Below are 13,148 nucleotides of genomic sequence, written 5' to 3'. Positions count from 1 at the left end.
TTTTCTGTTTAATAATTGTCTGAGTACAGGAGTTAATAAAGAAGTTAATGATAAGACTTTTCTGATGGCGAAACTCAGAAAGCTATACTCATCAGGGGATATTTCGAGATGGCCCAAACCGCAATTGAGCCCTGAAGCAATTCCTTACTTTACGGAAATAGGTCATTTACCCGAAATACAGTTCCCGGAAGATAATCCTTATTCTACAGAAAAAGTACTTTTAGGAAAAACACTCTTCTATGATCCCCGTCTTTCAGGGTCCAACCAGATTGCCTGTGCATCCTGCCATGATCCTGAACTGGGCTGGTCGGATAACCGTACTTTTTCTTTTGGGCATGACCGTCAGCTGGGTTCAAGAAACGCTATGAGTATCTTAAATGTTGCCTATGCTAAAACTTTATTTTGGGACGGACGTGCGGGGTCTTTGGAGGAACAGTCGCACATGCCGATTCAGGACAAAAAAGAAATGAATGAACATATTGATCTTGCCACAGAAAAGATTGCCAATATAAAAGGATATGCCAGTCTATTCGAAAAAGCTTTTGGTGATCAATCAGTGACAAAGGAGAAAATTGCAAAAGCAATCGCAACATTTGAAAGAACGGTCAAAAGTCCGTCAAGTAAATTTGATCAGTTTATTGATGGAAAATCAGATGCTTTTACAGATAATGAAGTTATGGGTTTACATCTTTTCAGAACCAAAGCTCAATGTATAAACTGCCATAATTCAGGATATTTTTCAAATAATCGCTTTGAGAATATCGGAACATCACTACTAGGTTCAAAGCAGGAAGATCTCGGAAGATATTTGGTAACAAAGGATGTTGCAGATGCCGGAAAATTCAGGGTACAGTCATTACGGGAAGTTACCAGAACAGGCCCCTGGATGCATAACGGTGCTTTTATGACCATGGCGGATGTAATCCATTTCTATAATAAGGGAAATCCGGAGCCCCCTAAAAAACGTTCTACAATACATGGAAATATACAATTAGATTCTCAGAAATCTTCAATGTTGAAACCATTGGATCTTACCAATGAAGAAATAGCTCAACTGGAAGCATTCCTGGGAACACTCAATACTAAAAATCAAAGGATAAGTCCGCCTAAATTACCAGAATAATCATTTACATGTTTTTTCAATGTATGGACTTTTAACTTGGCGCCCACTTTCTTTAGTGGGTGCCATTTATTTTATGGTAGCCTTGATGAGCGTATCTTCAAGTCTTTATGGTCATTGTGTCATCAACAAACAATTTATAAAAAATCATTTTGGTTTATTAATTTACTATTTAATACTTCTCTTATTACTATTTATTTAAAGATCATATTGATTTTCTACCTCTTGTTAAGCACGTTTATTTATCATTTCGGTTTTATTATCAAATAAAAATAAAATAAAAGTATATTTATATTCTAAAATTAGTACATTTGTGTACTAAATGTTTTATATGAATTTTGATCTTATAAAATCGGTTATAGAACTTGTTCAGCAATTCATGAAACAAAATGAGGGTAAATCCTTCTATAGTAATGACCTTAAAGGATTTATAAAATGGATTAATGTGTCCTGTAAAGATGGTTTTGAATCTCAAGACCCTGATTGGACAGGAAAAGAATTGGGACGAAGTTCTGATAGTGTTATCACTACTTTATTGATAAGAATGAATAGATATGCAAAATCTTACTCACGCTCTGTAATTAGCCATTCTACCTTTTCAAGTCAGGATGATTTCATATATCTTATAAACCTTAAGGTATTGGGAACCATGTCTAAAATGGAACTGATCAAACGCAATCTTCATGAAAAATCTTCGGGGATACTTATCATTAACCGTTTACTTCGTAATGGCTGGGCTGAACAGACTGTTGTTCAAAAAGACAAAAGAAGTAAGATGATTCAAATAACAGAGAAAGGACTGGCTGTATTAGCTGATAGCATAGAAGAGATCCGTATGGCTTCAAAGGTGGTGGCAGGAAATCTTACTCATTCTGAACAGATGTTGCTCATTGCTATACTTTCTAAACTGGATGAATTTCATCATTCTTTTTACCGGATGAATCTCGATGCAAGAGATCTTTTGGATGCTGCGTATAAAAAACTGAATTGAATAAATCGTAAAAGTGTTGAATAAAACGACTCAATAACAATGAATGCCGATAACATAAGAAAGAGAATTGCGATAATAGGTTCCGGTTTTTCCGGGCTTTCTGCAGCTGCATATGCTGCAAAGTCAGGACATGAAGTACATGTATTTGAAAAGCATGATCAGCCCGGAGGACGTGCAAGGCAATTTAAAACAGAGGAAGGGTTTGTTTTTGATATGGGACCCAGCTGGTACTGGATGCCTGATATTATCGAAGGCTTTTTCAATGACTTTGGGTATAAAGCATCCGATTTCTTTACACTGATATCCTTAGACCCACAGTTTGAAATGGTTTTTGCAAAAGAAAAAGTTTCAATACCTGAAAGCAATGATGAAATCCGGGAGTTATTTGAAAAAATAGAGCAGGGAGCGGGTAATAGGTATGATCAGTTTATGAAATCAGCTCAGTTTAAATATGAGGTAGGAATGAAAGATTTTGTGACAAAACCTTGTTATAACTGGTTAGAATTTGCTTCTTTAAAAATAGCAGGCAGTGCAATGAAACTTAATCTTTTAAGTGATTTCAGGAAATATGTTTCTGGCTATTTTTCTGATTCAAAACTCAGATCGCTAATGGAATTTCCGGTTATATTTCTTGGTGCTTCTCCTCAAAATATTCCTGCTCTGTATAGTCTCATGAATTATGGAGGTTATGTTTTAGGAACAAAGTATCCAATGGGAGGGTTTTATCAGCTGGTTCTCGCCATGAAAAAAGTTGCAGAAAAACAAGGGGTAACTTTTCATTTTAGCCGTGAAGTACAGAAAATAAATACAGAAAAAGGAAGAGTAGTTTCAATCACAATAGACGGTGAAAATTATGAATTTGATGCCATAATTGCTTCATCAGATTATCATCATACAGAAACATTACTCCCTAAATCACTCAGAAACTACAAGGAAGAATATTGGAAAACAAGAACCTTTGCGCCCTCGTGCCTTATTTATTATCTTGGAATCAAGGGAAGAATTCCGCATTTAAAACATCATACCCTTTTTTTCGAAAATGAACTTGACAATCATATAGATTGTATTTATAAAAATAAGAAATGGCCTTCAAAACCTCTTTTTTATACGTGTTGTCCTTCAAAAACAGATCCGGATGTTGCTCCGGAAGGCTGTGAGAATCTTTTTCTGTTGCTGCCTCTTGCGCCTGGAATACATGATGAAGAAGCGGTAAGGGAAGAATACCTTATAAAAATGCTTGATAGAATTGAAAAGCACACAGGAGAAAGCGATCTTGTTTCAAGAATTGAGTATAAAAAGAGTTATTGTGTAAGTGATTTTATTTCAGACTATAATGCTTATCAGGGTAATGCTTATGGATTGTCTAACACTTTGTCGCAAACAGCTGTCCTGAAACCTAAAATCAAAAATAAACAAATCAAAAACCTTTTTTATACGGGACAGCTAACTGTTCCGGGGCCGGGTGTTCCTCCTTCGATAATTTCCGGGAAAATAGTAGCAACTGAAGTCAGTAAACTAAAAATAAAATAATATGAAAAAATTGTTTGATGAATTGTCTTACGAAGTCAGTAAGTACACGACACAAAAATACAGTACCAGTTTTTCATTGGGGATACTGGCACTGAAGCCTTCCATCAGACCTGCTGTTTACGCTGTTTATGGTTATGTACGCCTGGCGGATGAAATTGTAGACAGCTTTCATGGTTATGATAAAGAAAAGCTCTTGAATAGATTAAAAACAGAAACCTATGAGGCACTGGAAGATGGTATATCACTCAATCCTATTTTACAATCATTTCAGGAAACAGTGCGTAAGTATAATATTGATATACAATTGATCAGTCAGTTTTTGTACAGTATGGAGATGGATCTTCATAGTATTGATTATAACTCGGAATTATATAAAGAATATATCTATGGGTCTGCTGAAGTGGTAGGTCTTATGTGTCTGCAGATATTTACTGAAGGTAATAAACAGCAATATGAAAAACTCAAACCCTTCGCTATGAAACTGGGATCTGCTTTTCAAAAAGTTAATTTTTTGAGAGATCTCAAAGATGACTTTCAGATTCTGGGCAGAACCTATTTCCCGTCTATGAATATGTCAGTATTTGATAATACATTAAAAGCCTGTATTGAAAAAGAGATTGAAGAAGAGTTTAAAGAAGCATTACTGGGAATTAAAAAATTACCGAATTCATCTATTTTCGGAGTTTATCTGGCATACAGATACTACTTGTCGCTGTTTGAAAAAATAAAAAAAACAAGTTCTCAAAAAATGCTGCAGCAAAGGATAAGAATTGCAAACTCACAAAAACTGTTGGTAGCATTCAAGAGTTATATACGCTACAAATCTGCTTATTTCTAATACTTAAATTGTAGTAGCGATTAATTTTTTTAAGGTTGTGGAACTATTCAAAAAAAGAATAAATAATGTACAGATTATACAGAGAGCAACAGCTTAATTGCAATATTGAGGCAGCGTGGAAATTTTTTTCATCTCCTCATAACTTATCTGAAATAACCCCTAAAAGTATGAATTTTGTGGTTCTTTCAGAGATTAATGATGAACCTATATTCGAAGGAATGGAGATTGATTACACAGTTTCTCCCGTATTGGGAATTCCGATGAAGTGGAAAACAGTGATCAGTCAGGTAGAAAGCTATAAAAGCTTCACTGATTTTCAAAAAGAAGGTCCGTATAAATACTGGAATCATTTTCATGAATTTATTCCCAACAGTTCCGGAGTACTTATGAAAGATACTGTAGATTATGAACTTCCAATGGGAGTTTTAGGTAAAATAGCCCATCAGTTATTTGTAAAAGAAAAGCTCAGAAGCATTTTTGATTTCAGATACAGGGTTCTCAATGATCTTTTTAACAATAAACATAATTAAAATGAATATTCTGATCGTTTTGGGAGTATTTATTTCAATGGAAGGAGCAACATGGCTGATCCATCGGTATATTATGCACGGCTTTCTGTGGTTCCTGCACCGGGATCATCATGATCATAGCAATGATGGCAAGCTTGAAAGGAACGATTGGTTCTTTTTCATTTTCGCAAGCCCGGCTATTGCTTTATTATATCTGGGAGTAAAGCAGAATTTCAGTTATTGGTTTTTTATCGGTCTGGGAATAAGTCTTTACGGAATGGCTTATTTCTTTGTTCATGATATTTTTATTCATCAAAGAGCGAAAGTTTTTACCAAAACAAATAATCCGTATTTACTTGCAATAAGACGAGCACATAAACAACATCATAAGTATTTGGGGAAAGAAGATGGAGAATGTTTTGGATTTCTATGGGTTCCTGTAAAATATTTTAAAATGTATTTCAATAAAAAATGATGCACTATACTTATTTACTGATTAATTTTTTCACTGTCATTATCTGCTTTTTGGCTTCTTTTGACAGAAGGATACAATTCAATAAGCTTTTCGGAAAATTTTTGTTGTCATCCACTATTGTAGCCATTCCATTTATTCTTTGGGATATATGGTTTACGGCAAAAGGAGTGTGGTGGTTTGATCTTCATTATACCCTTGGGATTAAAATTGCAGAACTTCCCATTGAAGAGTGGCTGTTTTTTTACTGTATTCCATTTGCCTGTGTTTTTACTTACTACTGTCTGGAAAAGTTTTTTAAGATGGAGTGGGTGGGTGTTTTTAATAATCTTATTGTTTTTACAGCAGTTATTGTTCTCAGTGTGGCAGGGCTTCTTTATTATGAGAAAATATATACTTTATTAACAGTAGTGGTAACGATACTCACGCTTTGCTATCTGCATTTTATCGCTAAAAAAGATTGGATAGCCAGGGCTAGTTTTGTATATCTGATTCTGATGCCGGGCTTTTTTGCAGTAAATGGAATCCTGACAGGGTCTTTAATTCCTTCGCCGGTTGTTAACTACAATCCTGATGAATTTTTAGGAGTAAGAATGGGAACAATTCCTATTGAGGATGCTGTTTATGGATACAGTCAGTTTTTATTAAATATTTATTTCTTTAAAAAAATAACTAAAAATGAAAAATAGAATAACTTTTATCTTGTTAATGAGCTTCGGATTATTAAATAGTCTGGCCTCTTGTACGTCTATGCCTGAAAATACTCAGCCTGTCAATCAGTTTGATGTCAACAGATATTTAGGAACATGGTATGAAATAGCAAGATTTGACTATCGGTTTGAAAAAGATCTTGATAATGCAATGGCTCAGTACAGTCTTAATGAGGACGGAAGCGTGAATGTAATGAACAGTGGGTATAATTTTAAAAAGAACAAATGGGTTTCAGTAAATGGTAAAGCTAAATTTAGAGGAGAAAAAAATATCGCAGCTCTGAAAGTGAGTTTTTTCTGGCCTTTTTATGCCGGATATAATGTAGTTGCCCTTGAAGATTATAAATATGCATTGGTTGCCGGAAAAAATTTAGACTATCTGTGGATTCTTTCCCGCGAAAAAAATATTCCTGAAAATATCAAACAACGTTTCATCAGCAAGGCTCAGGAGATCGGTTACGATACCTCAAAGCTTATATGGGTAAAACAGGATAAAGAAAGTCCGTTTGACAAATAAATTATCAACTCAAAATCTGAAAGTATGCTTAAAATACAGGCGCAATCAAAAATCCCTACAGACTACGGAATCTTCAATGTATATGCATTTTCGGAAAGTGAAGAAGACTGGTCTCCTCATTTGGTTTGGGTGGCAGAAAATACAAATTTTACGAAAGTCGTAAATGTACGTTTTCATTCAGAATGTATTACAGGAGAAATTTTTCATTCTAAAAAATGTGAATGTGGACAACAGCTTGATACTGCTATGAAATATATCTCTAAAAATGGAGGAGTAATTGTCTATCTGCGTCAGGAAGGAAGAAATATCGGAATCATCAACAAACTGAGGGCTTATGAGCTTCAGGAACAGGGCTGGGATACCGTTGAAGCTAATTTAAAACTGGGGTTTCCTGCTGATGGAAGAAACTTTGATATCGCAGTTGAAATGTTGGGTATCTTACATATAAAAGAGATCAACTTATTAACGAATAATCCCGATAAAATCAAATCTGTAGAGAATAGCGATATCATTCTCAACCGCAGAATTCCTTTGGAAATTGATTCTAATGAAGTAAATGAAAGTTATCTCGTTAAGAAAAAGAACTATTTCGGGCATCTCTTTGAAAAAATATAACACGCTTAATAGCTGTAAAACAGGGATCTATGTATTGAAGTATTTTTTTTAATATTTTTTTAACAGAATAATTGTTTTTTAGGCATAGTGATTGTTTATTTATATACCAATTACTAAAATATTATATTATGAAAAATTCAGATTACAACAAAGCGGAAAATGCAGTAGACCAAACAAAAAATTCTTTAAAAAATGCAGCTGATGAGGCAAAATGGAAGATCAGCGACTTAGCGGATAAAGCTAAAGATTATATCAATGAAAAAAGAGATAACGATCAGGAAGCAACTCAGGAAGACTGGCTGGATCGAGTAAAATCTAATGTTTCCGATGCTTGGGAAGATATTAAAGATAAGGCTGATGAAGCTTGGGAGAAGACGAAAGATGCCGCTGAAGATGTGAAAGCAGAATGGAAAAAGAAAACCAATTAAAGTTAGTTTAAAAAATGACCAGACCTTTTAAAGTTCTGGTCATTTTTTTATGATCACAAATGGATTTTGGTTTACTAATATTCTATATGGTTGATTTTACATAGATAATGTTCATATCAGAATGAATAGAGAATTTTTTTTCTGAAATTTTGAGCGTTTTTCCTAAAATAGGATCAACAATCCCAATCCCTGTGCAAGGGATTTTTTTTGATGTAAAATGTGGTATGGAATTCTTAAGGATTATCCTTTAAAAATTACTGCTTTTCGAAATATTGTGAGTATTTTTGAAGCTAAAGTATCCGTAACTAATTATTGATTTTAATTCCTATGATTTTAATTGTTGATGACAACCAAAGTAACCTTTATTCACTTCAAAAATTACTTGAATCTAAAGACTTTCAGGTAGAAACAGCCGGCTCTGGTGAAGAAGCTCTTGGTAAAGCGCTGAAGAATGACTATGCTTTAATTATTTTAGATGTTCAGATGCCGGATATGGATGGCTTTGAAGTTGCGGAAACACTCGCAGATTACAGCAAAACCAAAGATGTTCCTATTATATTTTTATCTGCAGTCAATACAGATAAAAAATTTATAACCCAAGGGTACGCTTCGGGGGGTAAAGATTATGTAACCAAACCGGTAGATCCTGAAATTCTTCTGCTTAAAGTAAAAACATTCTATAATCTTCAGGAGAAGAATCTTGAGATGAAAAAAACACAGCAGAATCTTGAACTTGAAGTGAAAGGAAGACGCGAATCTCAGGTTACCATGAAATCTCAGATAGATCATTTTCATCTGATGCTGGAGTCACTTCCTCAGATTGCATTTACACTTAATGAAGACGGAATCGTTGATTTTGTTAATGGTAAATGGTACCAGTATTCTGAAGAGGAAAAGGTTTTTCCTGAAACGCATCCTGATGATCATGATATCATAGAAGAATTGCAGCGATGTAGAAAAAAAGGAAAAGCTCTCGAATTAGAGATCAGAATTAAAAATATATTTTCAGGTAATTACCGTTATCATTTGCTGAGAATAACTCCGGTGTATGATGAAAATCGTATCAAAAACTGGGTAGGAACCTTTACTGATATTGATGATCAGAAAAAAGTGGAAAAGGAAAAAGATGAATTTTTAAGCATTGCAAGCCATGAATTAAAAACTCCTTTAACCAGTATTAAAGCATACGTTCAGCTATTGGAAAGAAAGCTGAAATTAGATAAAGAAAGTCCGGAAGCAGGATTTGTTACAAAAGTTCAGGGCCAGATTGAAAAGTTAAATACCCTTATCACTGATCTCCTGGACGTATCGAAAATTGAAAATGGAAAACTGAAGATTAATAAAAAGCCGGTTAATCTTGAAAGTGTAATCAGTAATGCGGTTGAAACAATATTACAGACCCATGATGAACGGGAGGTTAGAATTGATCGTCACGGAACAAAACCAGATATTTTAATTCCGTTGGATGAGATCCGTATCGAGCAGGTACTGATTAACTTTCTCACGAATGCTATTAAATATTCCCCGAAGAATAACCAGGTGATTGTGACCACCTTTGTAGATGATGAAGCCCAGGAAGTAAGAGTAAATGTGACTGATTTTGGGATTGGAATCCCCGATTTTAAACAGGATGCAGTATTCAAAAAATTCTATCGTGTAGAAGAATCTTCATTGCAGTTCCAGGGGATGGGAATCGGCCTGTTTATCTGCGCTGAAATCATTAAACAGCATCATGGAAATGTTGGCGTTTCAAGTATTGTAGATGAGGGATCTACATTTTATTTCACCCTACCTTTAAATTAATTTTCATGCCGAAAAAAATTATACGAAATCTTCAATTTGGAATAGGTCTTTCACTTCTGATTTTAATAGCCAGCTCAGTGGCCTCATACTGGAGTATTCAGAATCAGATGAACCATCGTGAAAGCCTTTCCCAAAGCAGACGTTCTGTAACAGCAGTTAAAGATGTCCTGGTAGCCCTGCTGGATGCTGAAACAGGAAACAGAGGGTATCAGCTTACCGGAAGGGAAGACTTTCTGGAGCCATACAAGCGTGGACTAAGAGAATATTCTAAAGCTTTGGTCCTGGTAGAATCACTTGGAGTAAAGGATAAGAATCAACAGGAAAGACTGGACGGATTAAAAATAGCAGTCGGCCAAGTGATGGATAATCTGGAAAATTTGGTGGAAAACAGACGAAGAGGAATTGTGATGACCCAGCAGCAGATTGTTACAGGTAAAGCTTATATGGACGAGTGCCGTAAAATTGTAAGAGATTTTGTGCAATATGAAGAGAATCAGGTTGAAATCAAAAATAAAGATTTAGCACGTTCATCAGAAACAACAGTCTTGTTCATTGTTTTTTCTGCACTGGCAGCAGTGGTGGTAACTGCATTCTTCTATTTTAAAATGCGTGCAGATCTCATCCGGAGAGATGAACTTGAGAAAATGCTGAGAGATAAAGATCAGGAAATGACAAGGCGTGTAAGTGCTATTCAAAAAATAGCAAACAGAGTGGCCAATGGTGATTATAGTGAAAAAGCAGTAGATAATGCAGAGGATGATCTCGGAGATCTTGTGGAATCTCTTAATCACATGACCGAATCCCTTAAAATATCTTTTGATAAAATTAATAAAAGCGACTGGCGTCAGAAAGGACTTGCTTTAATGAATGAATCCCTTGTAGGAAATAAATCGGTAAAGGAAGTTTCTGATAAAGCTTTATATCAGTTGATTGAATATGGAAATTGCATCAATGGTTCATTATATCTTTTTGATGAAGGTGTTCTAAGGCTTAATAAAGCATTTGGGTTAGAAGCCAATATGAAAAGAACCTTTGATCCCGGAGAGGGAATGGTAGGGCAGGCTTTCATGAATGCTAAAACGCAGGTATACAATAATCTTCATGAAGATGATTTTGTAGTAACTTTTGCCAGCAGTACCATTAAGATCTATGGAATAGTTCTGATACCGGTTTTCGCAGATGGACATGCAATAGGAGTTATTGAACTGGGATCTACCTCTAATTTTGATGAAGACCGAATCAGCTATTTTGAAGATTGTTCTGTGAATATAGGAATTGCTCTGAATTCTGCGAAAGGAAGAGAAAAAGAACAACAGCTCCTGGAAGAAACCCAGGCACAGTCTGAAGAATTACAGGTACAACATTCTGAACTTGAAAATCTCAATACTGAACTGGAAGCTCAGACCCAAAAACTTCAGGCCTCGGAAGAAGAATTAAAAGTACAGCAGGAAGAATTAATGCAGGCCAATGCGGAACTGGAAGAACGTTCACGATTGCTGGAAGAAAAAAATCATTTAATTGCAGAACGGAATAATGAGATTCAGAAAAAAGTAGAGGAGCTGGCACTCAGCACCAAGTACAAATCTGAATTTCTGGCCAATATGTCCCATGAATTACGTACCCCTCTTAATTCAATCCTTCTTTTATCAAGGTTAATGGCAGAAAATCCGGAGGAAAACCTTAATGAAGATCAGGTAGAATCTGCTAAAGTTATTCAAAGTTCAGGAACAAGTTTATTAACATTAATAGATGAAATTCTTGATCTGGCAAAAATAGAATCCGGCAAAATGACCCTGGAATATCAGGAGGTGGTTGTTGAAGACATCGTAAAAGACCTGAAAAACCTTTTCAGTCCTGTATTTCAGGAGAAAATGCTTCCATTCAATATTCAGATAGATTCAAACGTCCAGAAAGTGATTGAAAGTGACCGTCTCCGAATTGATCAGGTTTTAAGAAATCTATTGTCTAATGCCTTAAAATTTACAACAAAAGGAAGCATTGATCTTCATATTAAAAAGCATTCTGAGAAGCCTGAATTTATTATATTTTCAGTAAAAGATACAGGTATCGGAATTGCAGAAGATAAACAAAAAATTATCTTTGAAGCTTTTCAGCAGGCTGATGGATCTACAAAAAGGAAATTTGGAGGTACCGGGCTCGGACTTTCAATAAGTCGTGAAATTGCAAGGCTTTTAGGAGGTGAATTAGCTCTGAAAAGTGAAGTGAATAAAGGCAGTGAATTCAGTTTTACAATTCCTGTACATCCCGTAACTGAAATTGCTCATTCCGAAACTGATCAGGATCTGGTAGAGATTATCCGTGAAGATGTTGAAGAAATTCAGAACATTCTTGATGAGGGAGAAGTTGTTCCGTTGAACACGCTGAAAATTCCTGATGATGTAGAGGATGACAGAGAGAATATTCAGGATGGGGATAAGGTTATCCTTATTATTGAAGATGATACTAATTTTGCAAAAGCTTTATTAAAATATGCTCATTTACAAGACTATAAAGGTATTGTGGTGGTAAGAGGAGATTATGCTCTTTCAGCAGCTCAGCAATATCACCCTCATGCCATTTTATTGGATGTTCAGCTTCCTGTAAAAGATGGTTGGGCAGTAATGGATGAATTGAAGTCCGATCCTTATGTGAAGCATATTCCGGTCCACATGATGTCTGCCCTGCATGTGAAAAAAGAAAGTCTTATGAAAGGAGCTGTTGATTTTATCAATAAGCCGGTAGCGCTTGATAGAATGACTGATGTATTCAGGAAAATTGAAGAAGCATTACAAAAAGGGCCTCAAAAAGTTTTGATTGTTGAAGAAAATGCCAAACATGCCAATGCATTATCCTATTTTCTGAGTAATTTTAATATTTCTTTATCCGTGGAACACACTGTTGAAGATAGTGTAAAAGCATTGACTTCAAACCTGGTTGATTGTGTAATTCTGGATGTTGGAAGTGCAAAAGGAAATGATTACCATATCATTGAGTCAATTAAAAGTTATGAGGGACTGGAGAATCTTCCGATCATTATTTTTACTGAACACCATTTATCTAAAGAAGAAGAGCTTAAAATAAAACAGTATGCCGATTCTATTGTCGTAAAAACAGCACATTCTTACCAGAGAGTGTTGGATGAAGTAGGGTTATTCTTACATCTGGTAGAAGAGAAAAATGGTTCAGCTGAAAATAACAGAGGCCGAATGCTGGGTTCTTTAACGGAAGTTCTGAGTGGTAAAAAAATATTGATTACTGATGATGATGTACGCAATATTTTTTCTTTAACCAAAGCCCTGGAAAAATATAAAGTTGAAGTAATTGTGGCGATGGATGGAAAACACGCTCTGGAACAAATAAACCAGAATCCAGATGTAGATGTGGTTTTGATGGATATGATGATGCCGGAAATGGACGGTTATGAAACCATTAAGGAATTAAGAAAAATGCAGGCATTTAAAAAGCTGCCTATTATAGCCATTACTGCCAAATCTATGATTGGAGAACGTGAAAAATGTATTACAGCAGGAGCTTCGGACTATATCTCAAAACCAGTAGATATTGATCAGTTATTATCACTCCTTCGTGTTTGGTTGTATGAAAGTTAAACAGATA

General features: G+C 35.2%; 12 protein-coding genes. All 12 read left to right on the top strand.

All coding sequences use genetic code 11. From position 1 onward, the window contains the following. Positions 1 to 64: 64 nt before the first annotated feature. The 12 genes from ACWPWS_RS05870 to ACWPWS_RS05815 all read left to right on the top strand — a co-directional run bounded on the left by ACWPWS_RS05870 (position 65) and on the right by ACWPWS_RS05815 (position 13,141). Positions 65 to 1,123, top strand: a complete 1,059-nt coding sequence (locus ACWPWS_RS05870) for a cytochrome-c peroxidase (protein WP_454045846.1) — start codon at positions 65 to 67, stop codon at positions 1,121 to 1,123. A 328-nt stretch (positions 1,124 to 1,451) separates the two neighbouring features. After that, positions 1,452 to 2,111, top strand: coding sequence for a MarR family winged helix-turn-helix transcriptional regulator (locus ACWPWS_RS05865; protein WP_454045845.1), 660 nt, complete (start codon positions 1,452 to 1,454; stop codon positions 2,109 to 2,111). Positions 2,112 to 2,150: 39 nt separating this feature from the next. Next, positions 2,151 to 3,641, top strand: a complete 1,491-nt coding sequence (locus ACWPWS_RS05860) for a phytoene desaturase family protein (RefSeq protein WP_454045844.1) — start codon at positions 2,151 to 2,153, stop codon at positions 3,639 to 3,641. 1 nt (position 3,642) lies between these two features. Next, complete coding sequence (locus ACWPWS_RS05855) at positions 3,643 to 4,479, top strand: phytoene/squalene synthase family protein (protein WP_454045843.1); 837 nt, start codon at positions 3,643 to 3,645, stop codon at positions 4,477 to 4,479. Positions 4,480 to 4,541: 62 nt separating this feature from the next. After that, positions 4,542 to 5,009 (top strand): SRPBCC family protein, encoded by a 468-nt coding sequence (locus tag ACWPWS_RS05850; protein WP_454046890.1) that lies wholly within the window; start codon positions 4,542 to 4,544, stop codon positions 5,007 to 5,009. Position 5,010: 1 nt separating this feature from the next. Then, entirely contained in the window at positions 5,011 to 5,463 is a 453-nt protein-coding gene (locus tag ACWPWS_RS05845; RefSeq protein WP_209784569.1) for a sterol desaturase family protein, read from the top strand. Continuing rightward, entirely contained in the window at positions 5,460 to 6,149 is a 690-nt protein-coding gene (locus ACWPWS_RS05840; protein WP_454045842.1) for a lycopene cyclase domain-containing protein, read from the top strand. Before ACWPWS_RS05845 ends, ACWPWS_RS05840 begins: the two co-directional genes overlap by 4 nt. Beyond that, complete coding sequence (locus tag ACWPWS_RS05835; RefSeq protein WP_454045841.1) at positions 6,139 to 6,687, top strand: lipocalin family protein; 549 nt, start codon at positions 6,139 to 6,141, stop codon at positions 6,685 to 6,687. Before ACWPWS_RS05840 ends, ACWPWS_RS05835 begins: the two co-directional genes overlap by 11 nt. 24 nt (positions 6,688 to 6,711) lie before the next feature. Then, positions 6,712 to 7,302 carry a GTP cyclohydrolase II gene (gene ribA, locus ACWPWS_RS05830; RefSeq protein WP_454045840.1) on the top strand — a complete coding sequence of 197 codons (591 nt, stop codon included), beginning with the start codon at positions 6,712 to 6,714 and terminating at the stop codon, positions 7,300 to 7,302. A gap of 128 nt (positions 7,303 to 7,430) precedes the next feature. Continuing rightward, positions 7,431 to 7,730 (top strand): hypothetical protein, encoded by a 300-nt coding sequence (locus tag ACWPWS_RS05825; protein ID WP_454045839.1) that lies wholly within the window; start codon positions 7,431 to 7,433, stop codon positions 7,728 to 7,730. 327 nt (positions 7,731 to 8,057) lie between these two features. Then, complete coding sequence (locus ACWPWS_RS05820) at positions 8,058 to 9,533, top strand: hybrid sensor histidine kinase/response regulator (RefSeq protein WP_209784564.1); 1,476 nt, start codon at positions 8,058 to 8,060, stop codon at positions 9,531 to 9,533. A gap of 5 nt (positions 9,534 to 9,538) precedes the next feature. After that, positions 9,539 to 13,141 (top strand): response regulator, encoded by a 3,603-nt coding sequence (locus ACWPWS_RS05815; RefSeq protein WP_454045838.1) that lies wholly within the window; start codon positions 9,539 to 9,541, stop codon positions 13,139 to 13,141. Positions 13,142 to 13,148 lie beyond the last annotated feature (7 nt).

The organism is Chryseobacterium sp. Marseille-Q8038 (assembly GCF_965111995.1).
This window is presented reverse-complemented; position numbering and strand designations above follow the sequence as displayed.